Source organism: Hoeflea sp. AS60 (assembly GCF_038900115.1).
GTDB lineage: Bacteria > Pseudomonadota > Alphaproteobacteria > Rhizobiales > Rhizobiaceae > Hoeflea.
The window spans coordinates 29,056-54,257 of the sequence record NZ_JBBMQP010000002.1 but is presented as its reverse complement, the minus strand read 5'-3'; the positions used below and the strand labels follow the sequence as shown (position 1 = coordinate 54,257).

25 protein-coding genes are annotated in these 25,202 nt (G+C 59.8%); 14 read left to right on the top strand and 11 right to left on the bottom strand.

The features are described 5' to 3' along the window. Nucleotides 1-233 precede the first annotated feature (233 nt). The 3 genes from cysS to WNZ14_RS10525 form a co-directional block, all read right to left on the bottom strand. A complete protein-coding gene (gene cysS / locus WNZ14_RS10535) occupies nucleotides 234-1,688 on the bottom strand; it encodes a cysteine--tRNA ligase (RefSeq protein ID WP_342868609.1) in 1,455 nt (484 codons plus the stop codon). Between the two features lie 193 nt (nucleotides 1,689-1,881). Continuing rightward, nucleotides 1,882-2,496 (bottom strand): LysE/ArgO family amino acid transporter, encoded by a 615-nt coding sequence (locus WNZ14_RS10530; protein WP_342870208.1) that lies wholly within the window; start codon nucleotides 2,494-2,496, stop codon nucleotides 1,882-1,884. Nucleotides 2,497-2,508: 12 nt separating this feature from the next. Further along, nucleotides 2,509-3,303 (bottom strand): SOS response-associated peptidase, encoded by a 795-nt coding sequence (locus WNZ14_RS10525; protein WP_342868608.1) that lies wholly within the window; start codon nucleotides 3,301-3,303, stop codon nucleotides 2,509-2,511. 38 nt (nucleotides 3,304-3,341) lie between these two features. Between WNZ14_RS10525 and WNZ14_RS10520 the strand changes: the two genes are divergently transcribed. Beyond that, nucleotides 3,342-3,791 carry an NUDIX hydrolase gene (locus WNZ14_RS10520; RefSeq protein ID WP_342868607.1) on the top strand — a complete coding sequence of 150 codons (450 nt, stop codon included), beginning with the start codon at nucleotides 3,342-3,344 and terminating at the stop codon, nucleotides 3,789-3,791. Nucleotides 3,792-3,826: 35 nt separating this feature from the next. Here the strand turns inward: WNZ14_RS10520 and WNZ14_RS10515 are convergent, their stop codons facing one another. Then, complete coding sequence (locus WNZ14_RS10515) at nucleotides 3,827-4,453, bottom strand: NAD(P)H-dependent oxidoreductase (RefSeq protein ID WP_342868606.1); 627 nt, start codon at nucleotides 4,451-4,453, stop codon at nucleotides 3,827-3,829. 315 nt (nucleotides 4,454-4,768) lie between these two features. On the opposite strand from WNZ14_RS10515, the gene WNZ14_RS10510 reads away from it, so the two are divergent. From WNZ14_RS10510 to WNZ14_RS10475, 8 genes are all read left to right on the top strand, one after another. Beyond that, nucleotides 4,769-5,683: a homocysteine S-methyltransferase family protein gene (locus WNZ14_RS10510; protein WP_342868605.1), complete on the top strand. Its 915-nt coding sequence runs from the start codon at nucleotides 4,769-4,771 to the stop codon at nucleotides 5,681-5,683. Nucleotides 5,684-5,902: 219 nt separating this feature from the next. Further along, the gene (locus WNZ14_RS10505; RefSeq protein WP_342868604.1) at nucleotides 5,903-6,328 is read left to right on the top strand and encodes a TIGR02301 family protein; all 426 of its coding nucleotides are present in this window, start codon (nucleotides 5,903-5,905) and stop codon (nucleotides 6,326-6,328) included. A gap of 92 nt (nucleotides 6,329-6,420) precedes the next feature. Next, the gene (locus WNZ14_RS10500; protein WP_342868603.1) at nucleotides 6,421-6,690 is read left to right on the top strand and encodes a hypothetical protein; all 270 of its coding nucleotides are present in this window, start codon (nucleotides 6,421-6,423) and stop codon (nucleotides 6,688-6,690) included. Between the two features lie 71 nt (nucleotides 6,691-6,761). Then, nucleotides 6,762-7,481: a hypothetical protein gene (locus WNZ14_RS10495; protein ID WP_342868602.1), complete on the top strand. Its 720-nt coding sequence runs from the start codon at nucleotides 6,762-6,764 to the stop codon at nucleotides 7,479-7,481. Nucleotides 7,482-7,570: 89 nt separating this feature from the next. Beyond that, nucleotides 7,571-8,434, top strand: coding sequence for a folate-binding protein YgfZ (locus tag WNZ14_RS10490; RefSeq protein ID WP_342868601.1), 864 nt, complete (start codon nucleotides 7,571-7,573; stop codon nucleotides 8,432-8,434). Between the two features lie 3 nt (nucleotides 8,435-8,437). Further along, nucleotides 8,438-9,052 (top strand): HD family hydrolase, encoded by a 615-nt coding sequence (locus tag WNZ14_RS10485; protein WP_342868600.1) that lies wholly within the window; start codon nucleotides 8,438-8,440, stop codon nucleotides 9,050-9,052. A gap of 3 nt (nucleotides 9,053-9,055) precedes the next feature. Next, nucleotides 9,056-9,619, top strand: a complete 564-nt coding sequence (locus WNZ14_RS10480) for a tyrosine phosphatase family protein (protein WP_342868599.1) — start codon at nucleotides 9,056-9,058, stop codon at nucleotides 9,617-9,619. A gap of 21 nt (nucleotides 9,620-9,640) precedes the next feature. Next, nucleotides 9,641-10,630: an NAD regulator gene (locus tag WNZ14_RS10475; RefSeq protein WP_342868598.1), complete on the top strand. Its 990-nt coding sequence runs from the start codon at nucleotides 9,641-9,643 to the stop codon at nucleotides 10,628-10,630. 93 nt (nucleotides 10,631-10,723) lie between these two features. Here WNZ14_RS10475 and WNZ14_RS10470 read toward each other — a convergent pair whose 3' ends face one another. Further along, complete coding sequence (locus WNZ14_RS10470; RefSeq protein ID WP_342868597.1) at nucleotides 10,724-11,461, bottom strand: SDR family oxidoreductase; 738 nt, start codon at nucleotides 11,459-11,461, stop codon at nucleotides 10,724-10,726. 95 nt (nucleotides 11,462-11,556) lie between these two features. Here WNZ14_RS10470 and WNZ14_RS10465 point away from each other — a divergent pair, with 95 nt between their 5' ends. Continuing rightward, nucleotides 11,557-12,465, top strand: coding sequence for an AraC family transcriptional regulator (locus WNZ14_RS10465; protein ID WP_342868596.1), 909 nt, complete (start codon nucleotides 11,557-11,559; stop codon nucleotides 12,463-12,465). 36 nt (nucleotides 12,466-12,501) lie between these two features. On the opposite strand, the gene WNZ14_RS10460 is transcribed toward WNZ14_RS10465, so the two are convergent. Further along, nucleotides 12,502-13,836 (bottom strand): Gfo/Idh/MocA family oxidoreductase, encoded by a 1,335-nt coding sequence (locus WNZ14_RS10460; protein WP_342868595.1) that lies wholly within the window; start codon nucleotides 13,834-13,836, stop codon nucleotides 12,502-12,504. A gap of 336 nt (nucleotides 13,837-14,172) precedes the next feature. Here WNZ14_RS10460 and WNZ14_RS10455 point away from each other — a divergent pair, with 336 nt between their 5' ends. From WNZ14_RS10455 to WNZ14_RS10445, 3 genes are all read left to right on the top strand, one after another. Then, nucleotides 14,173-14,589: a universal stress protein gene (locus WNZ14_RS10455; protein WP_342868594.1), complete on the top strand. Its 417-nt coding sequence runs from the start codon at nucleotides 14,173-14,175 to the stop codon at nucleotides 14,587-14,589. 76 nt (nucleotides 14,590-14,665) lie between these two features. Beyond that, a complete protein-coding gene (locus WNZ14_RS10450; RefSeq protein ID WP_342868593.1) occupies nucleotides 14,666-16,288 on the top strand; it encodes a BCCT family transporter in 1,623 nt (540 codons plus the stop codon). A 269-nt stretch (nucleotides 16,289-16,557) separates the two neighbouring features. Beyond that, complete coding sequence (locus WNZ14_RS10445) at nucleotides 16,558-18,084, top strand: cache domain-containing protein (RefSeq protein ID WP_342868592.1); 1,527 nt, start codon at nucleotides 16,558-16,560, stop codon at nucleotides 18,082-18,084. A 94-nt stretch (nucleotides 18,085-18,178) separates the two neighbouring features. Here the strand turns inward: WNZ14_RS10445 and nadC are convergent, their stop codons facing one another. The 4 genes from nadC to WNZ14_RS10425 all read right to left on the bottom strand — a co-directional run bounded on the left by nadC (nucleotide 18,179) and on the right by WNZ14_RS10425 (nucleotide 22,564). Continuing rightward, the gene (gene nadC / locus WNZ14_RS10440) at nucleotides 18,179-19,042 is read right to left on the bottom strand and encodes a carboxylating nicotinate-nucleotide diphosphorylase (protein WP_342868591.1); all 864 of its coding nucleotides are present in this window, start codon (nucleotides 19,040-19,042) and stop codon (nucleotides 18,179-18,181) included. Between the two features lie 3 nt (nucleotides 19,043-19,045). Further along, nucleotides 19,046-20,641 (bottom strand): L-aspartate oxidase, encoded by a 1,596-nt coding sequence (locus WNZ14_RS10435; protein WP_342868590.1) that lies wholly within the window; start codon nucleotides 20,639-20,641, stop codon nucleotides 19,046-19,048. A gap of 51 nt (nucleotides 20,642-20,692) precedes the next feature. Beyond that, nucleotides 20,693-21,772, bottom strand: coding sequence for a quinolinate synthase NadA (nadA, locus tag WNZ14_RS10430; protein WP_342868589.1), 1,080 nt, complete (start codon nucleotides 21,770-21,772; stop codon nucleotides 20,693-20,695). 141 nt (nucleotides 21,773-21,913) lie between these two features. Then, a complete protein-coding gene (locus WNZ14_RS10425; protein ID WP_342868588.1) occupies nucleotides 21,914-22,564 on the bottom strand; it encodes a hypothetical protein in 651 nt (216 codons plus the stop codon). 202 nt (nucleotides 22,565-22,766) lie between these two features. Between WNZ14_RS10425 and WNZ14_RS10420 the strand changes: the two genes are divergently transcribed. Next, complete coding sequence (locus tag WNZ14_RS10420) at nucleotides 22,767-24,002, top strand: MFS transporter (protein ID WP_342868587.1); 1,236 nt, start codon at nucleotides 22,767-22,769, stop codon at nucleotides 24,000-24,002. A 158-nt stretch (nucleotides 24,003-24,160) separates the two neighbouring features. Here the strand turns inward: WNZ14_RS10420 and WNZ14_RS10415 are convergent, their stop codons facing one another. Then, nucleotides 24,161-25,168 (bottom strand): serine hydrolase domain-containing protein, encoded by a 1,008-nt coding sequence (locus tag WNZ14_RS10415; protein ID WP_342868586.1) that lies wholly within the window; start codon nucleotides 25,166-25,168, stop codon nucleotides 24,161-24,163. Nucleotides 25,169-25,202 lie beyond the last annotated feature (34 nt).

The following is a 25,202-nucleotide window of genomic DNA, read 5'->3' as shown; positions in this document are numbered from 1 at the left end:
GTTACCCCCCTCTGTCACTGCGTGACATCTCCCCCGCAAGGGGGGAGATTGACGTGCCGAAAGATCAGGCCCCACCAACAAAACTGCATCTGCAACCGAAACACAACCTGAAAGAGAACCTCTCGCCAACACTGAAATTAATCTGGAACTCAGGCGGAGCCGCACGGCCCCAAATCTCCCCCCTTGCGGGGGAGATGTCACCGCAGGTGACAGAGGGGGGTAAAGCCCGCTACTCACCGCTTGACCTCCCAGGTCGTCACCCGCTCGCCAGTCTCGGGATCCTTACCGTCCTTGAGCTGGATACCCTGCTCAAGCAACTCGTTACGGATTTTGTCGGCTTCGGCCCAGTTCTTAGTGGCAAGGAGTTCGAGACGTTTCTGAATACGCGGACCTATAGTTGAATCTGCCATCTCGAAAACTATTTTGGCAGTTTCGCCGTCTGACTGCCTCTGCAGCTCTACAAATCCGAGGTGATAGAGTGTGCTTCGAAGCCAATCGCGCGCCTTTTCATCCCCACCTGAAGCTGCCTTGCTCAGCTGATCCAAATAAGCCTTAAGCGCAGAAAAATTGAGGTCTTCAGACAATATCTCAACTGCATGCTCATCCATCCCAGACATGAGCGATGCACCTTCAGATGCGTCAGCCCACTTCCAAAGCGCAGCCTCCGCCTCCTCCAGCCGCTTCACTGAAAAATCGATCGGCTCGCGGTAATGCGTCATCAGCATGGCCAGCCGCAGCACTTCGCCCGGCCATTTGCGACCGCCGAATTTGTCGGTGTCGAGCAGCTCGGCGATGGTGACGAAGTTGCCGTCGGACTTGGACATCTTTTTGCCCTCGACCTGCAGGAAGCCGTTGTGCATCCACAGGTTGGCCATCCGGTCATTGCCGTGGGCGCAGCAGGACTGGGCGATCTCGTTCTCGTGGTGTGGGAAGATCAGATCCAACCCGCCGCCATGGATGTCGAAGGTCTCACCCAGATGATGCTCGCTCATCACCGAGCATTCGATGTGCCAGCCGGGGCGGCCATGGATGCTGACAGTCTCGCCGCCCTCGGTGAAGCTGCCGTCCCAGCCGGGTTCGTCGCTCGCCGACTCTTTCCACAGCACGAAATCCGCCGGGTTGCGCTTGTGGTCTTCCACCGCGATGCGGGCGCCTGCCTGCTGGTCCTCGAGCTTGCGGTTCGACAGCTTGCCGTAGGCCGGCATAGAGCCAACCGCAAACAGCACCTCGCGTCCTTCCCTGCCCGACGTTACATAGGCGTTGCCCTTGTCGATCAGCGTCTGGATCATCCTGACCATGCCGTCGATATGGGCGGTAGCGCGCGGCTCGAATGTCGGCTCGAGGCAGCCGAGTGCGGCCGCATCCTTGTGGAACCGCTCGGCGGTCTTTTCGGTCACCTTGGCGATCGCCTCGTTCAGCGGCAGGTCGGGATAATCGCGAAGCGCCCGGGCATTGATCTTGTCGTCGACGTCGGTGATGTTGCGCACATAGGTGACGTGGTCTTCGCCATAAACATGGCGCAACAGCCGGAACAGCACGTCAAACACGATCACCGGGCGGGCATTGCCGATATGGGCGAAATCATAGACCGTCGGGCCGCAGACATACATCCGCACATTGTCCGGATCGATCGGCGTAAACTCTTCCTTGACCCGCGTCAGCGTGTTCCAGAATTTGAGTTCGGTCATGTCCACTCCCCGATGCCAGCACCCTGGCCCGGATCGTTTGTCCTGTATGGTGAGAAGACGAAAACGGCCGAGCCAGCGAAGCGCTAGCGAATAATGATGCCGCAAATGCAGGTGGCGCGTGCGCCGTGTGCCGTTTTCATACCGTGCTTATCCCCGATTGCGTGAGCCCGGTCAAGATGCCCGTCAGCGGCTTTCAGCCGGCGAAAAACCGCACCAGCAGCGACACAGACAACGCAGCCATTACCAAAGCGATCAGCCCGTCCAGAACCCGCCAGGCAGAGGGTTTCAAAAACAGCGGCTCCAGAACCCGCGCGCCATAGCCAAGCCCAAAGAACCAGAGGAACGAGGCCGACATGGCGCCGATTGCAAAGGCCAGCCGCGCGGTGCCCTGATAACGCCCGCTCAACCCGCCGACCAGCAGCACGGTATCGAGATAGACATGCGGATTGAGGAAGGTGAAGGCGAGACAGGTGAGCACGGCAGCCTTCAGCGATCCCGGACCGGTCTTGGCCGCTTCCAGCCCGGCAGGCTTGATCGCCCGTTTGAGCGCCAGCAATGCATAGCAGGCAAGAAACACCGCACCGCCCAGCGTCACCACGCCAATCAGGATCTGCGAGCCCGATATGATCGCGCCGAGACCCGCGACGCCAAGGCCTATCAGCACAGCGTCCGACAGCGCGCAGATCAGGCACAGGATGAACACATGCTGCCTGAGCAGACCCTGCCTCAGAATGAAGGCGTTCTGTGCGCCGATGGCGATGATCAACGAGCCGCCGAGCAGAAGCCCGGAAATCGCGGAAGCGAACAAGGAATGCATGGATCAGAACAACTTCATCTGGTCGGAATGGGCATCGGCGGCTTTGGATTTCGCCGTGCGCTTCGCGGGCTTTGCCGGGGGCTCGATTGGGTCGGCATCTGTTGCAGGTTCCTGCACTTCGGGTCCGGAGTTGGCAACCTTGTTGACGAGGTCAGAGACACGGATCGCCTCGAAATAGTCGTCCGGCGCAGGCAGCATCAGGTCACTCACATGGCGCGGCTCCTGATTGAGGCAATCGAGCCAGCGGGTGAAGTCCTCAGGCGCGATCACCACCGGCATCCGGTCATGGATCGGCGCGATCTCGCGATTGGGCCCGACCGTCAGGATCGCCGTGGTGTCAATCTCCGCGCCGTCGGCGCTCATATAGGTTTCCATCAGCCCGCCAAAGGCGACGATGCCGCCTTGCTTAGGCTTGATCCAGTAAGGAATGGATTTTTCTTTCGAGCCCTTCCCCGGTCGATGCCATTCGTAAAACCCCGATGCCACTATCAGAACACGGCGATGCCGCATGGCGGCGCGGAATGAGGCCTTTTCGGCCGCCGTTTCAGACCGCGCATTGATCAGGAGCGGAAACTCGGCCGGGTCCTTGACCCAGCCGGGCAGAAATCCCCAGCGCGCCAGAAGCGCCCGCCGGTCGGTGCGGTTGTCGCCCTCGTCACGGCGGCGGTCTCCGGCAATGATCAGGATCGGCTGAGTCGGCGCAATATTGTAGCGCGGCGGGAAACCCTCGATCTCTTCGAGACCGAACAGCTCCTGCACCTGTTCCGGGGTTGCGGTTAATGAAAATCGTCCACACATTGCCAATCCATGACTGACGAGAGGGACAGGGTCAAGCAATGGCAACGCAGGCAGATCAATCCGCACCCGGACCGGCACTCGCCGTCTCCGTCGCACTGGAGCGGAATGGGAAATATCTTCTGGTTCTGCGCGCCAACCCGCCGGCCCAGCACATGTATGCGTTTCCAGGCGGTCGGGTTGATCCGGAGGAAAAGCTTGAGCTCGCTGCGCTGCGCGAGCTTGAGGAGGAAACCGGACTCAAGGCCAGAAATCCCCGCGCTTTCGCGACCTTTGATCTCGGCTCGGATGATCCCGGAGGGAACGCCTCGCACTTTTTTCTGACTGTCTTTCGCGCCGATGATCCCGGCGGTGATGCCATCGCCATGGATGACGCCAAGGCTGTTGGCTGGTTCACGCCCGCAGAGATACGCGAACTGCCGGTCCCGCAAAGCATGATTGATTGCATGTGCATGCTGGAGAGTGATTATCAGACGGAACAACAGGACTAGCCGCGCCTCGAGATCGAGGCGCGGCGTGGTTTTTTTTAAACGAAGCTCACGAAGTCTTCCTTGGCGCGGCGAACCTTCTTCAGGTCAACCAGCCAGTCGCCTTCGGCGCGATAGCCCAACGGCACCAGCGTCACCGAGCGCAAACCGCGCGCTTTCAGACCGAGAATGTCGTCGACCTTTTCCGGCTCAAAGCCTTCCATCGGGGTCGAATCGACACCTTCAAAGGCAGCGGCAGTCAGAGCCATGCCCAAAGCGATGTAGGCCTGACGGGCGGCGTGCTCGTAGTTCACGTCCGCATCGCGAGGAACATAGCCGGTCAGGAGCTTCTGCCGGTAGGCTTCCCACCCCTCGTTGGTGCCGCCACGCTCTTCGTTTACCTGATCGAACATGGTGTTGATCCGGTCTTCAGTGTAATTGTCCCAGGCCGCGAAAACCAGCAGGTGCGATCCGTCGGTGATCTGCGCCTGATCCCATGCCACTGCGCGGATCTTGGCTCTCACTTCGGGGTCGGTCACGACGATGATCTCGAAAGGCTGCAGGCCGCTGGATGTGGGGGCAAGCCGCGCTGCTTCCAGGATCTTTTCAACCTTGTCGTCGGAGACCTTTTTCTCCGGGTTCATTTTCTTGGTGGCATAACGCCAGTTCAGCTTTTCAAGCAACATTTTGAGGGCCTTTCAGGCTATGATTGGTCGCGCGAACGCTGCGCCGGGCAATGTTGGGAGCCATTGCGCGGCGCTGGTTCACGATGTACCCGGCCGAGATACGGACCGTGCGCAAAGCTGCAAGTAGGCACCTTTTGTATACCGCCTGGAAAGCCGCGATTCTCACGCAACTGTGAGCGCTGGACGACGCCGATGAGGCGTTGACCTTTTGAGGCGACTCATACTGAGAACAGGCTCAACCCCTGAGGCGGCATGCTGTGGTCGAAAACCACACACGATTCCGACCGCCCGCCATCTGGTACAAGGACATTTCGCATGGCTCACACTCTCAAGATCCTCGATGGTGGAATGAGCCGCGAACTGACAAGGCTTGGTGCGCGGCTGGTTCAACCCGAGTGGTCGGCCCTGGCACTGATGGAAAGCCCCGAGATCGTGCGCCAGGTTCACTCGGAATTCATTGACGCCGGTGCCGACGCGATCACAACCAACAGCTATGCTCTGGTGCCATTCCACATTGGTGAGAAACGCTTTGACGAGCAGGGCCCGGCGCTGATTGCCCTTTCCGGAAAGCTCGCGCGTGAAGCCGCCGACGCGCGCACCGATCGCAAGGTTCTGGTCTGCGGCTCCCTGCCCCCGATTTTCGGCTCCTACGAGCCTGAGAATTTTGATCCCTTGCGCGCACAGCACTATTTGTCGGTTCTGATCGACAACCTGTTGCCCAACATTGATGTCTGGCTTGGTGAAACACTGAGCCTGATCGCGGAAGCAGAAGCAGTACGCTCCGCAGTTGAAGCCACCGGCAAACCGGTCTGGATCTCGTTTACGCTCAATGACAAGGGGGGCTCAGCCGCATCAGAGCCGGCTTTGCGGTCCGGTGAAACCGTTGCCGCGGCAGCCGCTTGGGCGGCGCAATCCGGGATCGAGGCACTACTTTTCAACTGCTCGAAGCCTGAGGTCATGGAAGCCGCAATCAAAACCGCAGCTTCCGTTTTCCGCCAGATGGATGCCAAAACCGAGGTCGGTGTCTATGCCAATGCATTCGAGCAGGAAACGGCTGAAGAAAAGGCAAATGAAGGCTTGAGCGGCATGCGCGCCGAGCTCAATGGCGACGGATATCTGCGCTTTGCCCGCGACTGGGTTTCAGCCGGGGCCACATTGGTCGGCGGCTGCTGTGGAATTGGCGCCGAGCAGATTCAAAAACTCGCGACCGAATTGAAGAAACAGGTTTGATCTCAATCCAGTGTCTTGGCATTTTCAACGCCCGGCATCGTCGCAGAGCCAACCGCCTGAACGACAGATTCGCTGAACTCCACCCTGCAAGTACCATGCACGTGAACAAACATCTGTGTTTGCCACAGCCACTTCTTGGGTCAAACAGGACCAGGTAAATAGTAACTGCACCCGCGCACGGGATTTCATCGGCCATTGTCTTGGTGTAAGGGAGCCATCATGATGCGCCGCTTGCTCCTTGTCCTCACCCTGCTGACGCCCGCCTTGCTGACCATCGGCCAGCAGCATGCAGGTGCACAGGAAGCTGGCGAAGCGGCTGAAACCTCGCCCAGCCTGCCGCCGCCGCCCTATGAAGCAAGGTTGTTGCGGCTGGCCGAAATCCTCGGATCCATCCAGTATCTGCGGACGCTTTGCGGTTCCGAAGACGAAACCGGTTGGCGTGAGAGCATGCAGGCGCTGCTCGACAGCGAGACTGTTGACGAGCCGAACCGCCGCGAGCAGCTTACTGCAGGCTACAATCGGGGGTTCCGCGCGTTTGCCGCAGTTTACACAACTTGCACCGGGGCAGCCCTCGTTGCAGAACAGCGATACCGTCACGAAGGTGCCACACTCATCGCAGAAATTGTTGCACGCTACGGAAATTGACATTTTGTTAACCGATATCATCTCTGCACCGTGCCGAAACGATTCAAGCCGTGCTAGGGTGTTAACGAGATAGTAAGTAAGAGTTGGTCCGCATGACACATCCCACACCCCATACGCCCGATGAACTCGATGACCTGATCATCCAGGAGAAGCTTCAGGTTGCGCTGGAATTGCAGCATGATGCCTGGGCCGAGAGCGCGGCCGACGGCATTGAACCTGAGATCATCGCCGATGCAGCTATGATCACCGCGATTCGCGAAACGGTCCGCGCCCTGGGCGAGGATCAGGCAGAAGCTCTGGTGGATTCGCTCAGGGAACGTATCCTGGCGGGCGAATTCTCCCCCCAACGCATTCTTCAATAGGGTTACCGGCGGGGAGCCACGTGATCGACCAAGTGATCCAAAAGGGCAAACGCGGATTCGGAACGAACTTGATGCGTTTGGGATCAACCGTTCTGGCCGCGGCGTTGATGTTGACCCTCACCTCGCCGGCAAATGCCCTGAGCGAGCTGAAGCCAGCCCAACCGGCGGACGCGGAACAAGTCCAAGTAGCCCCGCCTCCACTAGACGAACCCACAATCGGACCCGATGGCGGACTGCCTCAACCAGATCCGATCATCCGCGAGACTCCTCAGTCCCAATCGGAAGATAGCAACCCTGATGCAGCGGTCGTCGAGGACCAAGCACCAGCCGACATCATCACCGATCTCAGCCAGTTGCCCGAACCTGCGCGCCGAATGCGTGAATTGATCCTGGAGGCAGCCGCCACCGGTGATCCGGAAAAACTGCGCGCTCTGCTCGGAACAGGTCCCAACGCGACCCAATTGGCGTTCAGCCAGATCGATGCAGATGCCGTCGAATACCTGCGCACCATTTCCGGCGATGGCGAGGGACAGGAAATCCTGGCTATCCTGATTGACCTGCTCAACACCGGCTTTGTCCGCATCGACGCAGGCGGACCGAACGAGACCTTTGTCTGGCCCTACTTCGTGGCCCTGCCGCTCGACAGCCTGACTGCGCCGCAAAAGGTGGAATTGCTGCGGCTGGTGACAGCCGGTGACGTCGAGGACATGAAGGCCTACGGCGCATACAATTTCTACCGCGTTGGCATCTCGCCCGATGGCGAGTGGCGCTTTTTCATGGCCGGCGACTAGAGACCAGAGCCCGCTCACCCTTGCCGGTGGCCACGCGACCGCCTACCTATCCACCTGTATTCATGCCGACCGATCCGGAGTGCCGCACCGTGCCAGCCCTAATTCTTCCCGACCGGAATATCATACGCGTGGATGGTGCCGATGCAGGGCATTTCCTGCAGAACCTGATCACTGCGAACGTCGAGGCGATAAGGCAGGGCGAAGCGCGGCCCGCAGCACTGCTCACCCCCCAGGGCAAGATCCTGTTCGATTTTCTGATCTCCAAGCATGGTGAGACCGGTTATGACTGCGACATAAGAGCTGATCAGACCGCTGATTTCATCCGCAGGCTGACGCTCTACAAGCTTCGCGCTGCCGTCAAATTTGAACAGCTTGCTGACGTACCCGTCATTGCCGGCTGGGCTGGAGACGCCCCGCACGGCGCTCTTCGCGACATGCGCTTTCCCCAAGAGGCTCATGTCTGGCGACTGCACGGCAGCGGAGCAGTCCTGGACGCCAAGCGCCCGGCTTGGGATGCGGTCCGCATAGCTCACGGCGTCGCGGAATCAGGCACGGATTTCGCCCTTTCCGATGTATTTCCGCATGACGTCCTGATGGACAAGAATGCCGGCATCGATTTTAAGAAGGGCTGTTATGTCGGCCAGGAGGTTGTCTCCCGCATGCAGCATCGCGGCACCGCCCGGCGCAGGGTGGCAACACTGACGGCGGAAGCAGACTTGCCCGCAGCCCTGACCGAATCGGAGACCAGCATTCTGGCGGGCGACAAGCCTGTCGGCACCCTTGGCTCTGTGGTAGGAAAATCTGCGCTTGCCATCGTGCGGACCGATCGGGTCGGTGATGCTATGGCGCAAGACAGTCCGCTGACACTTAACGGGATTGCGGTCACATTGACCTTGCCAGACTGGACCGGTTTGTCCTTTAAGAGCGACGAAGCAACCACTCCGGACCCCTGATCAATGCCCCCTGTTGAAAAAGCTCCCCGCGCCTGGCAGCGCATGCTCTCCGGCCGGCGGCTGGACCTGCTCGATCCCTCACCGCTGGATGTCGAGATCTCGGATATTGCCCAGGGACTGGCGCGGGTGGCGCGCTGGAACGGTCAGACCCGCGGCGATCATGCCTTCTCCGTGGCGCAGCATTCGCTGATGGTCGAGCAGATTGTCGGAAGGATTTCCGTTGCTTCGCCTGAGACCTTGCAGCTTGCGCTTCTGCATGATGCGCCGGAATATGTCATCGGCGACATGATTTCGCCGTTCAAATCCGTCGTCGGCGGCGGTTACAAGACCGTTGAAGCCAGACTGGAGGCTGCCATTCATATCCGCTTTTCTCTTCCGCCAGTCTTGCCAAAGAACATCAAGGCGCTGATCAAGCGGGCGGACCGGATTGCGGCCTATTTCGAGGCGACGGAACTCGCAGGTTTTGACGACAAGGAGGCGCGTGCCTTCTTCGGACCGCCACGCGACATCAGCAGGGACATGCTCGACGTGTTGCCCCGTCCCGCCGCAGAAGTCGAGAAGATGTTCGTTCAGCGCTTTGAGGCCATCGAAACCATGCGCCGCGCCGGGAAAGGTTGACGGGTGTCCTATATCGTTATCTGCCGCCTCAACCAGATCGCCGAAACCGCCGTGCTGCATGGCGCACGCGAGATGGTCAGCCTCTTGGCGGGGAACCAGAATTTCCACCGTCCCGGGGTGATCGACCAGAACCGGCACCTCACGCTCGGGGTCAATGACATAGCCGAAGCCCGACCGGGCCTCACCGCTCCCGGTGAGGTTCATGTCGACCGGCTGATCCGCTTTGCAAAGGGGTGGGATCAACGTGCGCCGCTGGTCGTTCATTGTTGGCTCGGGATTTCCCGGTCCCCGGCCGCCGCCGCAATCACAGCCCTGACGCTTGAGCCGGATCAGGACGAGATGGCGCTGGCCGAACGATTGCGTTCAGCTTCGCCGTTCGTGACACCCAATGCGAGACTGATCGAAATCGGTGATTCCATGCTCGGCCGTGGCGGAAGGTTGATCCGCGCCATCAAGGCCATTGGCCGCGGCGCAGATGCCTTCGAGGGTGGCCGTATCTGCTTTGCAATCCGGCCTGGCGACGACGTACCCGCAGCCACGCCGGATCGGCCCAGGGGCGCTGGCTGATCACGCCACGGAGCAAACAGCATGCAACCTGACGACATTGCTCCTCTGCGCATCGGCCTGAACGCCGCGATCGTTGCTGTCACCAACCGCACGCCGAGCATTCTGGCTGTGCCTGCCTCTCCCGGCGAAGGACCAGCCGACGGCCTTCCCTTCGGACCCTTCGATCCCACGCGGCACCGCACATTCGAGGCCAGTCTTCGCTCAAGCGTCGAAAGCCAGACCGCGCTCAATCTGGGCTATGTCGAGCAGCTCTACACTTTTGGCGACCGCGGCCGCCAGATGCACAGCGATGAAGCCAGGGACCAAGGCGGACCGCATCTGGTCTCCGTCGGTTATCTGGCCCTGACCCGCGCCGACGCTGAAAACCCCGAAGCATTGCACGCCACCGGTGCCCGCTGGCGCGACTGGTACGAGCTGTTTCCCTGGGAAGACTGGCGCGAAGGCCGCCCCGGAATGCTTGATGCTGCGATCCTGCCACGGTTGCTGCCATGGGCCGAAGAACCGGCTGAGCGCCCACAGACCCCAAGCCGCAAGGCGCGCATCAGGCTCGCGTTCGGACTGGGCGATTTCCCCTGGGACGAGGAGCGGGTGCTCGACCGCTATGAACTGCTTTACGAAGCAGGACTGCTCACAGAAGCCGTCGCTGATCAAAGAGTGAAATCCACCGGGCTTTCCACCCAGCTGGGTCGCGCCATGCGCTTTGACCATCGCCGGATTGCTGCCACTGCAGTTCAAAGATTGAGAGGAAAGATCAAGTACCGCCCGGTGATCTTCGAGTTGATGCCACCAGAATTCACGCTGACCGAATTGCAGACCACGGTGGAGGCAATTTCAGGCCGCCACCTGCACAAGCAGAACTTCCGCCGTCTGGTCGAGGGCGCCGAACTGGTTGAGCCTACAGGCGCGGCCAGCTCCGCCACCGGCGGACGACCTGCAGCACTCTACAGATTTCGCGCCAAGATCCTCGAGGAACGCCCGGCGCCCGGGTTGCGGCTGGGAAGCCGGGGTTAGTGTGCCGGCTGCACTGGTCGCGGTAACGCCGCCATGCAGGATCTGCACGGCGGCACCAAGACCCATCTATCGGCAATCTTCCGGATGATGACGTCAGCCTGCCTCGGCCATGGCAATGGCGTCGGCTCCGGCAGGAATGCGCATCGGCGACGCCGAATCGGTAACCGCGCGCCACACCGCTTGCGCCACATCCAAGGGCTCGGTGCCAGCAGACGGTCCCATAGACGCGAAAACAGTCTCCGAAAAGCCGGCGTAGGCGTCGGGAATGCCGCCCTGCATCCGCGGCCGGGCGTTTTCCGCAAAGCGCGTTGGCGACCGCCCCGGCTCCACCAGAGCCATACGCACATTGAACTGGCCGAGTTCCAACGCCAGCGATTGGGTGAAGGCCGTAACCGCTGCCTTGCTGGCGGTGTAGACTGACAAAAGGGGCAGAGGCATCAATGTCACGCTTGAGGTGACGTTGACGACGACGCCCGCCTGCCGTTGCCTGAACTGCGGCAGCACCGCCTGCGTCAGCGCCATCGTGCCGAACGTGTTGGTCTCGAAGATTTCACGGACGATGGCCATTGTGGTGGCTTCAAATACGCCGAGCAAACCGATGCCGGCATTGTTGACCAGCGCGTCGATCGGCCCGGCGGCATCGACGGCCTGCCGGATGCTTTCCGCATCGGTGACATCGAGTGAAAACACCTTGAGATATTCGGACCGGGGAAGCAGAGCCTCGTCGGGCTTGCGCATTGTGGCGATCACCTTCCAGTTTCGATCAAGGAAATAGCGGGCGGTCTCAAGCCCGAATCCAGACGAGCATCCGGTGATAAGAACGGTTTTCATGGCGACTCCTTTGGTTTGCGATGAAAGGAAAATAGATCATCGAATTCGGACGTGCTATAATTACAAGTCCATCTTTCATTCGCAGGAGTCCGGAAATGGTTGATCCTCTCGCCGAAGTTGTCACGCTGCTGCGGCCTGGCGCCCCTTATTCCAAGGTTGTCAGTGGTGCCGGTCAATGGAGCGTCCGCCGATCCGAATACGGACGGCCCTTCTTCTGCGTCATTCTCGACGGATCCTGCCGCCTTTCGGTGGATGGCCAAGAGCCGATCTTGCTCAAAGGGGGTGACTTCGCGCTGATACCTTCGGCCCACGACTTCACCATGTCATCGCTCGAGGTGGCGGCAACCGGAGACGCCATTTCCCCGGTCGCTTCGCTGCTCAACGGCGAGATCAGGCATGGCCTTCAAAATTGCCCGCCGGACATTCGATTTTTGGTGGGTTATTGCGTCTTCGGGTCACCGGATGCGGCGCTGCTGGTGTCACTGCTGCCGCAACTCATCCACATTCGAGACGACAGCAGGCTGGCGACCCTTGTGCAGCTTGTCAGCGACGAATCCCGCGCCCGGCGACCGGCGCGCGATGTCATCCTGGAACGGCTGCTGGAGGTTCTTCTCATCGAAGCGCTGCGGTCCTCGGCAAGGACGGCAGCGTCGCCGGGACTGCTGCGCGGGCTCGCCGACGAGCGCCTGACGCTGGCGATACGCGCCATCCACGAAAGCCCGGGCCGCCGATGGACTGTCGCGGACCTGTCCAAACAGGCGGGCCTGTCGCGCTCGTCATTTTTCGACCGCTTCCAGCGCCTGATCGGCTTGGCTCCAATGGAGTATCTGCTCGCCTGGCGCATGGCGATGGCCAAGGATATGCTACGGCGACGTGAAGCGGGCGTCGCAGCAGTCGCAGAGCGCGTCGGCTACGGTTCCGCAAGCGCTTTCAGCGTTGCCTTCACCCGTCACGTTGGCCTGCCGCCGGCACACTATGCCCAGAAGCAACTGGAGCTCCAATAAACCTTCATCCTGACGGAAGACGACAGAGCCGCAAACTCAAGCCAGCCCTTCCATCCATTTGCGCAATTTGTACGCCGTCGTTGTTTCGTCGATTTCAACATCCTCGAAGCGGACCGGATCGCCATCGGCAATGGCGCGCTTGAGCTTGACGTTGTGCGCCAGCCCCAGCGGCAGGTAGCCCGCAGCGACGGATGCTTTCGCCGGACGCAAACCGCCGGTCACGGTGTAACCGCCCTCCCCGTCGAGAATTTCGCCAGCAGCAAGATCGCGCTTGGCAATCGCGGCCACATCTCCGTTGAAGCACCGCGCAACGCCGGTCGGCTCGCCGCGCAACCCGACCGAGGCGACAGAAACCGGCAGCTCAAGCCCGATCAGGTGCCAGCGCTTGTACAGCGAGGAGTAACGCCCGCTGTCATCGGTTCGGACCAGGTATTCCTGAAAGCAGTTGCGCAGGTAGTCGGTTTCGCCTTCGAACACCACCCAGACACCCTGCCTGATATCGTAGGGAACCGGCTTGCCTTCGCGCGTCAGCGCTGAGGCGACCTCGACCATGCCCTTCTGCTCCAGACACCCGCCTTCCGATACCGGCCGCATGATGTTGGCCAGATCCTCGGCCCCACCGACCGGAAACTGCAGTCCGTTCGTTGGAACCAGCAGGCCAGTCGCGTTGGCAATCGCCGAGGATTCGATCGCCGGCTTGGAGCCATCCAGAAACGAGTTGAACATTTTTGGATTGAGCCGGCCGCGTTCGGCGGCGTCTCTGGTGACACCCCAATGGTCCCAAACCGTTTCCGGCGTCGACTTGCGGAACTCTGGCAGCCATTTGTGGCCGCGTCCGGCAGCGGTCACGTTGAAACCACAGGTCCGCGCCCAGTCGACAAGATCACAAGTCAGCGCCGGCTGATCGCCATAGGCCATCGAGTAGATCACCCCGGCTTCCTCGGCCTTGCGGGCGAGCGCATAGCCGCAAAACGCATCCGCCTCGACTGTGACGTTGATCACGTGCTTGCCGTTCTCGAATGCTCCAAGAATATGATCGATTGCCGCCACCGGCGCGCCAGTGCATTCGATGATGATATCGATGGCCGGATGGGCAACAAGCGCTCGCCAGTCGTCACCCACATGGGTGGTGTTTCCCTGCGCCGCCTGATCGAGCGACGTGGCAGAAAACCGCTCCGGCTCCCAGCCGACAAGCTCCATGTTCGACCTAGCGCTAGCAGGGGAAAGATCCGCCACCCCGATCAGATGGATGCCCGCGAGCTTGCGCACCTGCGACAGAAACATCGTCCCGAACTTACCCGCGCCGATCATGCCGATGCGGATCGGATTGCTGTCCTCGGCGCGTTTGTTCATCATCGAAAAAAGGTTCATGTGGCGTCATCCTCCCATTGCCAGTCTGAAACAATTAGGCCTCCCGAACCCAAGTTCATGCCTGTTGTATAGCAATATTGGGATGGCAGCGAGTGCACCGCGGGGGCGTTCACCCGCTGCAACATCCACAGGATAGTTGCCGGATCAGCGTTCCCCGTTTCAGAAAACCTCCCCCGCGGTTTGCATCCGCACCTCGTACCGGCTAGTCTTGTGTCGCAATCGGAGCGTCTTGCGCCGCTCCACGACCAAAACACCCCATACATGACCGTCATTCTGACATAACAATAATAATATCGGCAACTAGAATGCCGGTCGAACAAAAGACGGATATAGACAATGTACAAGAAAATAATGGTTCCTGTTGATCTTGCACACGTCGATAAAATGGACGTTGCATTGAACACAGCCGCAAATCTGTCAAGACTCTATTCTGCACCAATAACCTATGTCGGAGTAACATCGAGTGCACCCGGACCGCTGGGGCACAATCCGGCTGAATACGGGAAAAAACTCGGGGGGTTTGCAGCCGCCCAGGCCGAAATCCACGGAATCGAGACCGATGCCAAGGCCGTTATCAGCCACGATCCGGCCGTCGAACTTGACGACGCTCTGGTCAAAGCGGTGCATGAAACCGACAGCGATCTCGTCGTGATGGCGTCGCATATTCCCAATGTCGTCGACCATGTCTGGCCGTCCAATGGCGGCCGATTGGCAACCCATACCGACGCATCGGTCTTTCTCGTCCGAGGCTAGAGCCTCCATCTGGACGAACGCACTTCAGACACGCGGCAAATGTGCCACAAACAAAAACACAAGCGGGAGACACCCCATGAGTGACATCAGCGACCCCGGCATTCCGGCGCCGGAAGGCCCAGCCACTTTGATCGAGACCGAATACGAAGTCGGTCAGGACAACATTTCCATGTCAGTAGGCCCGTTCGGCCTCGACATCCACAATCCGGTTTTTGCGATTTCCGGATTGAGCATCGTTGCCTTCGTCTTCGTGACTCTGGCCTTTCAGGAGAGTGCCGGTGTGGCGTTCAATGAGCTGCGCGACTGGCTGACCGGCACCTTCGACTGGTTTTTCTTAACGGCCGCCAACATCTTCGTGCTGTTGTGCCTGTTCCTGATAGTCTCGCCTTACGGCAAGGTCCGGATCGGCGGCAAGGACGCGACGCCCGACTATACCTACACTGGCTGGTTTGCGATGCTGTTTGCCGCCGGCATGGGCATCGGGCTGATGTTTTACGGCGTTTCAGAGCCTATTTCGCACTTCTCCTCCTCCTTCGCCGACGCCGCCGGCACGCCGGAGAGCTGGGCGCCATTGGGCGGGGCAGCAGGCGATGCTGCCGCGTCACGCGATCTTGGCATGGCGGCGACGATCTTCCACTGGGGCCTGCACCCTTGGGCGATCTATGCCATCGTGGCGCTGTCACTGGCACTGTTTTCCTACAACAAGGGTCTGCCGCTCACCATGCGCTCGGTCTTCTACCCGATCTTTGGCGAGCGCATCTGGGGCTGGACTGGGCACGTCATCGACATCCTGGCGGTTTTCGCCACGCTGTTTGGGCTTGCCACTTCGCTGGGCTTCGGCGCAGAACAGGCCAATGCCGGCCTCAATCATCTGTTTGGCATTCCAGTGAGCGACGTCTCAAAGGTCTTGCTGATCGTCGCCATTACAGGCGTCGCGCTGCTGTCGGTGATCGCCGGCCTCGATGCGGGCGTCAAGCGGCTTTCCGAAATCAACATGGCGCTGGCAGCTTTGCTGCTTGTCTTCGTGCTGATCGTCGGGCCGACCATGGCAATCTTCACCGGCTTCTTCCACAATCTCTATGAATATGCGCGTTACCTGCCAGAACTTTCCAACCCCTTCGGACGTGACGATGACAATTTCCGCCAGGGCTGGACGGCGTTCTATTGGGCCTGGTGGATTTCCTGGTCGCCATTTGTCGGCATGTTTATCGCCCGGGTCAGCAGAGGCCGGTCAGTGCGCGAGTTCCTCACTTGCGTCTTGCTCATCCCGTCGGTCGTCTCGGTGTTCTGGATGACCGTTTTTGGCGGCACAGCCATCGACCAGCTGGTCAATGACGGCTATCAGCTCGTTGCCGAAGCCCCGCTGGAACTCAAGCTGTTTGCCATGCTTGAAGGCTTGCCGCTGCAGCAGATCACCTCGTTCATCGCCATCGTGCTGGTAATCGTGTTCTTCGTCACGTCGTCGGACTCAGGCTCGCTGGTGATCGACACCATTACCGCCGGTGGCAAGATCGACGCGCCGGTGCCACAGCGCATCTTCTGGGCAAGCTTCGAAGGGCTGGTCGCTATCGCGCTGCTGCTCGGCGGCGGATTGGGGGCGTTGCAGGCGATGGCTGTCTCAACGGGCTTCCCGTTCACCATCATCCTTCTGCTCGCCTGCTACTGCATCGTCAAGGGACTGCACAGCGAACCGCGCTAAAACGATAGGGGCCGCCAGGTATAGGGCGGCCCTTTCCATTTCCATGGCGATAGGATCAAGGCTTCGGGCGACGCCGTGATGGTGGTACCGGCTGCCAGAGTTTTCCAATACCCCGGCAGCAGATTCCGTTATGAGATTAGGGTGGTTGCCTTATCTGTGCCGGGCTCAATTTGCGAAACCCAGAGGTGCCCGTAGGAGCAAAACGCCTATGGCTAAATGGATGTATTCTCGCTAAGCATTGCGGTCTGTCGCCGCGGAGAAGATGCTCAATGGTCACTAAAGCGATTGCCGGTTCCGCGCGGGCTGCCGGTATTTTCCTCGCCGCGACCCTGCTGATCTATTCCGCTATCGTCGGCTCACTGGTCTATCAGGGTGCAAAGGACGCCGGAGCCCGGGCAGAGGCTTCTGCAACAGCCGCTTCGCTGGCAGTCAAGATCAACACCGAATGGATCGTGGAAGTCGCCGCCCAGGCGCTCCGGCGAATGGACGCCGCGCTTGGAAGGGATGTCCGGCCCAATGACCTTTCCACCCTGACAGGCGTTCGCGATGCGCTTGAAGGACTGCCAGCCAGCGCCAAGGCATATATTGTGGCAGCCGACGGCCAGACCCTTTACACGACGGATCCCAAATTTGCGGACCGCGACATTCGCGACCGGGAGTATTTCTCGGCTCCCGCGGCAGGAAAGCTCTTCTTTACATCCTCACTTCTCATCAGTCGCCTGGATAACAACCAGATATTCGCCTTCAGCCGTCGGCTTGAGAGAGATGGCGCCTTCATCGGCGTGGCAATTATTTCATTCGACGTAACCGTGCTGAAAGATCTGCTTGAGTCTCTGGACCTTGGACCCGCGTCAACCATCAGCATCATACGCTCAGACGGAATGCTGGTTGCTCGTTACCCACTGGCAGACGGAGCTCTCGATCTCAGCAACTACGTCCTTTTCACCGATCTTCTTCCCAATGCCGAATCTGGTGTCTACTATGCCGAGTCACCGCTGGACCATGTTCAAAGAGTTGTCAGCTACCAAACAGTGCCAGACACCGAGCTGATTGCTTTGGCTTCGGTGGCAAGCTCAGAAACGATAGGACGGTTCTGGCGTGATGTCGGGCTGTTTCTTTCAATCGTTATCCCGACTGTTCTGGCCCTTGCAGTATGCGCGATCTGGGTCATCAGGCTGCTTCAACGAGATGGGCGGCGTCATGACGAGCTTGAAGCGGCCCTTGCTACCAATACGATGCTGTTTCGCGAGATCCATCATCGGGTAAAGAACAACATGCAGTCGATGCAATCGCTGGTGAGAATGCAAAATCTTCCAGAGGCGGTGAAAACCGACATTCAAATGCGATTTGCAGCAATGTCGAATGTTCATCAGCACATGTACAACTACGATGCCTATGCTGCGATCGATGCCCCCGTTTTCATAGCCTCAATCACGGATGAGCTTTTTCAGGCCTATGGCTCCACTGCCAAATTGATCCTCGATATCGATCCATTGTCGCTCAACCACGATCGCGCAACGCCGCTGGCGATGCTCATCAATGAAGTTGTCACCAACGCGCTTAAATATGCTGGCCCGGACAATCCCGACGCGACAATCTCGATCAGCCTCAAGCACGTAGCGGACGACGTGGCGAAACTTGTCATTTCGGACAACGGGCCCGGGTTTGATGTTGAAAACAGCAAGGCCGGCATGGGCACCAAGATCATAAAGGGAATGGTCATGCAGCTGGGCGGGTCACATACCTACACATCGGATAATGGCACCGTGTTTTCCACGGAAATCCATATCGCCTAGGAACTGACGATCCCAAAGCCTGCCCAAATGACCATGGTTTCCAAACGGGGCTAGAAGGCTTTGTGCGCGCCCAGAGTTCTAGGACGAAGCTCCCTCACCCGATCGCCATATCCAGCCCGATATCCAGCGTAGGCGCCGCCATGGTAATCTTTGACGTCGAGATGTAATCGACGCCGGTCTCGGCAATCGCCTTGATGGTGTCGAGATTGACGTTGCCGGAGGCTTCAAGGACGATCCGTCCCTGGTTCATCTCGACCGCCTTTCTCAGCATCTCCGGACCCATATTGTCGAGCAGGCAGACATCTGCGCCTTCCTTGAGAACGGTTTCGAACTGCTCGAGGGTATCAACTTCGATCTCGATCTTGACCAGATGTCCGGCAAACGCCTTGGCGGCCTTCAGCGCCTCGGCAATGCCGCCAGCCACCGCGATATGGTTGTCCTTGATAAGGATCGCGTCATCCAGCCCATAGCGATGCGACGAGCCGCCGCCGCAGCGCACGGCATATTTCTCCACCGACCGGAGCCCCGGAATGGTTTTGCGGGTACAGGTAACCTTGGCCGAAGTGTGGGCAATCGCATCCGCAAAGCGCGCCGTGTAGGTGGCGATGCCCGAAAGATGCATGAGATAGTTCAGGGCCACCCGTTCGACGGACAAGAGCCCGCGCGCAGGACCCGAGATGCGGGCAATCATCGTCCCCGGCTCAACCCGCGCACCATCAGCCAACAGGGCCTGGAACTTGATCGCCGGATTGATCAGCCGGAACGCAGCCTCGGCCAGCGGCAGGCCAGCGATGATCCCCAGCTCGCGGCTGTTCATCTCGGCTGTCGCCTGCCGGTCCGGGCCGATAGTGGCATTGGTGGTGATGTCACCCGCGCGGCCTAAATCCTCGAGAAGTGCAGCGCGCACCTGCTCCTCGACCATCAGCTGCGGCAGTTCGGGAAGGAATGCAGTCGTCATGGATCAGCCCTCCAGCAGATCGGGGATGATGGCGTGAGCCTGCTCAAGCGTGACCAGCGTGCGTCGTTTCCACTCGGCATGCTCCTCCGGAAAATCAGTGCGGAAATGCCCGCCCCGGCTTTCGGTGCGGTTGAGCGCACAGACCGCGATCAGTTTCGCCGTGGTGATCACATTGTCAAACCTGACCGAGTGGCTTTCCCGCGCCAGATGCAGGATCGTGTTAAGCGCTTCGCGCATGCCCTCGCCATCGCGCAACACGCCCAGATTGGCGCTCATGGTCTGGCGCAGCGCCACCATGTTCGGGTGATCGTTTTCCGTGAGATATTCGGTCGTGGTCACCGAGCCGTCCTGCCAGTTCTCGGGCGCATCCGGCTTGATTTCCGCCTTCAGCGCCTCGGCGATGCGGGCTGAAAACACCACCGCTTCCAACAGCGAATTCGAGGCCAAGCGGTTGGCGCCGTGTGCGCCGGTGGAGGTGCACTCGCCGCAGGCCCAAAAACCCGGCAAGGACGAGCGGCCATTGATGTCGGTCCAGATGCCACCCATGAAATAATGGGCTGCCGGAATAACCGGGATCATCTCGGTAACCGGGTCTATGCCGGCTTCGGTGCAGTATCCAAAGACGGTTGGAAACTCAGCGGCAAAATCGTGCACCGCCGTGCGGCAATCGAGAAACGCCCCCCGTCCTGCCTTCACTTCCGCAAAGATGCCGCGCGCCACCACATCGCGCGGGGCCAGTTCGGCGTCCTTGTGCAGCGGCAGCATGAAGCGTTCACCGGCCGCATTGTGCAGCGTCGCGCCATGGCCGCGCAGCGCTTCGGTGGCCAGCGGCGCAGGATCCTTGCCGACATTGATTGCAGTCGGGTGAAACTGCACGAATTCCATGTCGGCCATCCGCGCGCCTGCGCGCGCCGCCATGCCGATACCACCGCCGCGCGCCTCGGTCGGATTGGTAGTGACCTCGTAGAGATGGCCGATGCCGCCAGTCGCCATCACCACGTTGGAGCCGGTGACGCGGTGCAATTCCTCGCCGCTGCCAGCCTTGTCGCGGGCTATGACGCCGGTCACCCGGCCGTCCTCGACAATCAGATCCTCGACCACATAGCCTTCCAGCACCCGGATCGATGGCGTCTTGCGCACCGAGGCCACCAGCGCCTCCATGATGGCGCGCCCGGCCATGTCGCCCTTGACCCGGACGATACGGCTTTCCGAATGCGCCGCTTCACGGCTGACCGCCAGATGGCCTTCAAGGTCCCGGTCAAACGGCACGCCATAGCCGAGCAGATCGTGGATCCGGTCAGACGCTTCCGACGCCATCATGTGGATGATTTCTTCATCGACGATACCGTCACCGGCAACGATGGTGTCGTTGACGTGGCTTTCGATCGTATCGCCGGGCCCGACGGCTGCGGCAATGCCCGCCTGCGCCCAGGCTGAGGACGCACCCCGCCCGATAGGCGCCGCGGCCAGCACGGTCACCGCCTTGGGCGCCAGCTTGAGCGCGCAGAACAGACCCGCGAGCCCGCCACCAATGATGACGACCTCATCGGATCGCTTGGTGGCTTGCGGCTGATGAATGGCAATTGCGGTGGACGCCATGGCATGCTCCCTGCTGGACGAGAGCGGCCCTCGGGCCGCCGGGCCAGAACGTCAGTTTTTCAGATTGATCATCCGCTCGACTGCAAGTCGTGCACGACCGGCAATCGCCGGATCGACCAGCACTTCCTCGGTCATGTACAGCAGGCTGTCGAGGATCTTGGGCAGGGTGATGCGCTTCATATGCGGACATAGATTGCACGGCTTGATGAACTCTACGCCCTCGACCTCGCTTTGAATGTTGGACGCCATCGAGCATTCGGTCACCAGCAGCACCCGCGGTGGACGCGTGTCCTTGACATAGTTGATCATGCCTGCGGTCGATCCGGAATAATCGCAGACCGCGATCACGTCCGGATGGCACTCGGGATGGCCGATGATTTCGATGGTCGGATCGGCTTCCTTGTAGGCCAGCAGTTCGGCCGCGGTGAAGCGCTCATGCACCTCGCAGTGGCCCTTCCAGGTCAGGATCTTCTTCTTGGTCTGCTTGGCGACATTCATCGCCAGATATTCGTCCGGGATGCACAGCACGGTGTCGGAGTCGAAGCTTTCGCACACGGCAACAGCATTTGACGAGGTGCAGCAGATGTCGGTTTCAGCCTTCACATCGGCCGAAGTGTTCACGTAGGTCACCACCGGCACGCCGGGATAACGTTCTTTGAGCAGCCGCACATCGGCGCCGGTGATGGAATCAGATAGCGAGCAGCCGGCTTTCCCGTCGGGGATCAGCACGGTCTTGTCCATGTTGAGCAGCTTCGAGGTCTCGGCCATGAAATGCACGCCGCACTGAATGATGATCTCGCCATCAACAAGCGACGCCTCGCGCGCCAGCTGCAGCGAATCGCCGACGATGTCGGCAACGCAGTGAAAAATGTCCGGGGTCTGGTAGTTGTGCGCCAGGATCGCAGCGCCGCGTTCCTTCTTGATCCGGTTGATGGCGTGCACATAAGGCGCGTAGACGGGCCACTCTATTTCCGGGATATGCTGGCGCACGCGATCGTAGAGATGGGCGGTTTCCCGCGCTACTGCCGGGGTGTATTTCAACTCCGGGCGCTCCATCACGCCAAATCGCTCTGCAGCACTTTGTGCCTGTATGGCGGCCTGTGCGCCGGTGCTTGTGTCCAATCGGGTCATGGCAAACCCTCCCGTCATCATCTATTATGCTCAAATTGAGCATAATTAGGTTTCAAAAGAACCCGGCAATGCCGGGGAACCCTTCACATAGGACTTTGCTTTTGTGATTGCAAGCGGGCCCAATATCGCCAAGGGCTCTCGTCACTCGAACAATTTGCTCTTTTCCGCGTCCTCCGCAGGCGCCGCGTCCGGGGTCAATGCAAGCGCTGTTTCAAGTGCGTATTCCGCCTGTGCGGCATATTTCAGCGCCGGATTGATGCCAAGGCTGAATGCCTTGGGCACGCCACCGAGCATGTGCTCGATCCTGACGGACCCGTTGCTTTGCTCATCGGAGACAAATTTGATCGCCAGATGTTCGACTTCGCCTTCCACGCCGATCACGTCCCCGATCGGTTTGGAAAACAGCCCAACCTTGTTATCGGCGGCCACCTTGGCCCATTCCGGGCCCTTGCGCAGATGGGCAATGAAATTGCGCGCCTGATCGACACTCATCATCATCGCATGGCCACCGCCCTCGGCACCGTTCTGAGCCGGGACCATGATTGATGCCAACAACAAGAGGCCGCGATCCTTGTCCGGCACAGCCGAGCAATAGGTGAAGCCGGTGCGGTCAGTGGAAAGGTCAGTCACCTGCGCCGGGTCGCCGATGATGGCTCCAAACGGCGTAATGACAAATTTGCTTTCCGGATCGAATGCGGCACGGTCCGGGTCGAAATCGCCGGCATAGGTACAGACCGTCAGCCCAGCCAACAGGAGGCCCGCGGCAAATCCCTTCAGAATTCCCTGCTTCATGGCTGCTACCTCCCGCTGACAGTTTGTCTGCCTTCACCATTCCTGCAAGGGCATCAGCTGTCAACAAGCGGGCACAAACCCTCTGGCGATGATGATCAGCCGCCTCCCATCAATCAATTTCTGTGATCATTATGTTCAAGCAAAAGTACTTGTTCCCGGCACGGCAATGACTAAAGTCGCCGAACTGTTCAGGAGCCCTTCCATGTCCGAAACCCGTCCGTCTGCAGCCGTCCCGCCTCTGCCCTGGCTGATCATCGTTGCCGGTTCGCTGATTGCGCTTATGTCCTTCGGTCCGCGCTCGGCGATGGGCTTCTTTCAGCTGCCGATGCTAGCCGACACCGGCTGGGACCGCACCACGTTCGGTCTCGCCATGGCGATCCAGAACCTGTTCTGGGGGCTGGGACAACCGTTCTTTGGCGCCATTGCCGACAAGTATGGAACCTGGAAGGTGCTGGCGCTTTCCGCGTTTGTCTATTCCGCCGGTCTGTTCATCATGTCGGTCGCACCAACCCCCGGCTGGCTCTACATCGGCGGCGGCGTACTCGTCGGTCTCGGCGTTGCGTCAGCGTCCTTCGGCATCGTGCTGGCAGCCTTTGCCCGAAATGTCGCGCCCGAGCGGCGTTCGATGGCTTTTGGCATCGGCACGGCTGCGGGCTCTGCCGGCATGTTCGTCTTCGCACCACTCAGCCAGGGCCTGATCGACGCTTACGGCTGGCAGGAAGCTCTGCTCTGGATGGCGGCGATGATGTTCATCATTCCGTTCCTGGCCATTCCCCTGCGCGGCAATTCCAACTCGGGTTCGCAATCGGCCTTGCAGTACAAGCAGTCCATCGGCGAAGCCCTGCGCGAGGCGCTGGGTCACAAGAGCTACCTTCTGCTGGTCTCGGGCTTCTTCGTCTGCGGCTTCCAGGTGGCCTTCATCACCGCCCATTTTCCGGCCTATCTGCGTGACATCGGCATAGACAGCTCGTTTGCAGTGCTGTCGCTGGCGCTGATCGGCTTTTTCAACATCATCGGCTCCCTGGCCTCGGGCTATATCGGCCAACGCTATTCGAAGCCAATGGCACTCGTCTGGATCTACATCGGCCGCTCGATTGCGGTGACCGCCTTTCTGCTGCTGCCGCAGACAGGAACATCAGTGGTGATCTTCGCCATCGTCATGGGCCTGTTGTGGCTGTCGACTGTGCCGCCAACCAACGCGCTGGTGGCGATCATGTTCGGCACCCGCCATCTGGGCATGCTGGGCGGCGTGGTGTTCTTCTCCCACCAGGTCGGTTCTTTCCTCGGCGTCTGGCTAGGCGGCTACCTCTACGACATCTTCGGCACCTACAACCCGGTCTGGTGGCTGGGCGTGGCGCTCGGTCTGTTTGCGGCAATTGTGCATTGGCCGATCAAGGAGCAGGCCGTGGACCGGCCCGCGCTGATTCCCGCGGAGTAGGCAGTCAATTTCAGTGCCGATCGAACGAAAGATCTTGCCAAAACAGCCGGGCCGCTGATGCTCCCTGCATTCAATGGGATTCGCAAAGGACCTTGTGAGGCTTTGTTGTGATGCATTTACGTAACCGCTCGATTTAAGCCAATTGAGCGCAGCATGCATCAGCGCTCGAAATAGATTTCGGCGGCCTGATCCAGAAGATCTGTGTCCGAGTGGGTATTTCCATTCACGCTGAAGGCGATGACAACGTCGGAATCCGGATAATAGCGGACATCTGCCTCGAAGCCGTCGTCACCGCCGGCATGCCCATACCAGTCGCCCCATTCATCCCCATCAATGCCTATGCCGAGGCCATAGCCTTCCTCCGGGCCTGAACCCGAGAGCATCTCACGCACCAGGTCGGGCCCGATCAGTTTGCCGTCTCGCAGGAGCGCCCGCATGAAGCGCGAAACATCGCCGACCGTACCCACCAAAGGGCCGTCGCCGGTTGCTCTGGCCCAGGCTTCCCGGCTTACGTCGGTGCGCCGCCCGCTGCCCGCATACCCACGCGCAAGATCAAGCTCGTCGTGCGCCGCACCGACACTAGTCGAAGTCATACCGGCCTTTGCCAGAACACTGTCCCGCAACGCCGTCTCCATGTTCGAACGAGACCGCTTGAGAATGTGCCCCAGTAGGACGTAATTGGTATTCGAGTATTCAAAGACTTGCCCCGGGCTTCCAAGCGGCGGCCAGTCATAGGCGAATGCGAGAACCTCTGCTTCGGTCCAGCGCCGGTCAGGCTGCCGCGCACTGGCTTGTGCAAAATCTTCGCTCAAATAGTCCGGAAACCCCGAAGTGTGATTGAGCAACTGCCGAAGACTGACATCCCTTACATTTGCGAGGGACGCGATCTGCGGAATGTCGCTGACCAGCGGCCATATGCTGGCATCGAGATCAAGTTTGCCCGTTTCGACATCCGCGAGGATCGCAGTGGCAACCACCATCTTTCCAAGCGAAGCAATGTAGAAGCGTGTCTCCGCCGTCACCGCTTGGCCGGATCTGACATCGGCAACACCGCTGGAAACCTCGACTTCTTCATCGGGTCCCGAAACATGAAGCGTTCCACCGGCAATCCGGTTTTCAGCCAGAAAAGCCTCAAGAATGGCCTTGTAATCGGCATCATCAGCCACGGCGTCCCCCGGCAGGATACTCATCACGGCGAAC

Excerpts from the sequence above, each read along its gene's own strand:
- WNZ14_RS10455 (WP_342868594.1), top strand. The coding sequence starts at position 14,173 with ATGTACAAGAAAATAATGGTTCCTGTTGATCTTGCACACGTCGATAAA.
- WNZ14_RS10435 (WP_342868590.1), bottom strand. The coding sequence starts at position 20,641 with ATGGCGTCCACCGCAATTGCCATTCATCAGCCGCAAGCCACCAAGCGA.
- WNZ14_RS10465 (WP_342868596.1), top strand. The coding sequence starts at position 11,557 with ATGGTTGATCCTCTCGCCGAAGTTGTCACGCTGCTGCGGCCTGGCGCC.
- WNZ14_RS10445 (WP_342868592.1), top strand. The coding sequence starts at position 16,558 with ATGGTCACTAAAGCGATTGCCGGTTCCGCGCGGGCTGCCGGTATTTTC.
- nadA (WP_342868589.1), bottom strand. The coding sequence starts at position 21,772 with ATGACCCGATTGGACACAAGCACCGGCGCACAGGCCGCCATACAGGCA.
- WNZ14_RS10505 (WP_342868604.1), top strand. The coding sequence starts at position 5,903 with ATGATGCGCCGCTTGCTCCTTGTCCTCACCCTGCTGACGCCCGCCTTG.
- cysS (WP_342868609.1), bottom strand. The coding sequence starts at position 1,688 with ATGACCGAACTCAAATTCTGGAACACGCTGACGCGGGTCAAGGAAGAG.
- WNZ14_RS10510 (WP_342868605.1), top strand. The coding sequence starts at position 4,769 with ATGGCTCACACTCTCAAGATCCTCGATGGTGGAATGAGCCGCGAACTG.
- WNZ14_RS10520 (WP_342868607.1), top strand. The coding sequence starts at position 3,342 with ATGGCAACGCAGGCAGATCAATCCGCACCCGGACCGGCACTCGCCGTC.
- WNZ14_RS10460 (WP_342868595.1), bottom strand. The coding sequence starts at position 13,836 with ATGAACCTTTTTTCGATGATGAACAAACGCGCCGAGGACAGCAATCCG.
- WNZ14_RS10475 (WP_342868598.1), top strand. The coding sequence starts at position 9,641 with ATGCAACCTGACGACATTGCTCCTCTGCGCATCGGCCTGAACGCCGCG.
- WNZ14_RS10470 (WP_342868597.1), bottom strand. The coding sequence starts at position 11,461 with ATGAAAACCGTTCTTATCACCGGATGCTCGTCTGGATTCGGGCTTGAG.
- WNZ14_RS10485 (WP_342868600.1), top strand. The coding sequence starts at position 8,438 with ATGCCCCCTGTTGAAAAAGCTCCCCGCGCCTGGCAGCGCATGCTCTCC.
- WNZ14_RS10515 (WP_342868606.1), bottom strand. The coding sequence starts at position 4,453 with ATGTTGCTTGAAAAGCTGAACTGGCGTTATGCCACCAAGAAAATGAAC.
- nadC (WP_342868591.1), bottom strand. The coding sequence starts at position 19,042 with ATGACGACTGCATTCCTTCCCGAACTGCCGCAGCTGATGGTCGAGGAG.
- WNZ14_RS10425 (WP_342868588.1), bottom strand. The coding sequence starts at position 22,564 with ATGAAGCAGGGAATTCTGAAGGGATTTGCCGCGGGCCTCCTGTTGGCT.
- WNZ14_RS10450 (WP_342868593.1), top strand. The coding sequence starts at position 14,666 with ATGAGTGACATCAGCGACCCCGGCATTCCGGCGCCGGAAGGCCCAGCC.
- WNZ14_RS10500 (WP_342868603.1), top strand. The coding sequence starts at position 6,421 with ATGACACATCCCACACCCCATACGCCCGATGAACTCGATGACCTGATC.
- WNZ14_RS10420 (WP_342868587.1), top strand. The coding sequence starts at position 22,767 with ATGTCCGAAACCCGTCCGTCTGCAGCCGTCCCGCCTCTGCCCTGGCTG.
- WNZ14_RS10525 (WP_342868608.1), bottom strand. The coding sequence starts at position 3,303 with ATGTGTGGACGATTTTCATTAACCGCAACCCCGGAACAGGTGCAGGAG.
- WNZ14_RS10495 (WP_342868602.1), top strand. The coding sequence starts at position 6,762 with ATGCGTTTGGGATCAACCGTTCTGGCCGCGGCGTTGATGTTGACCCTC.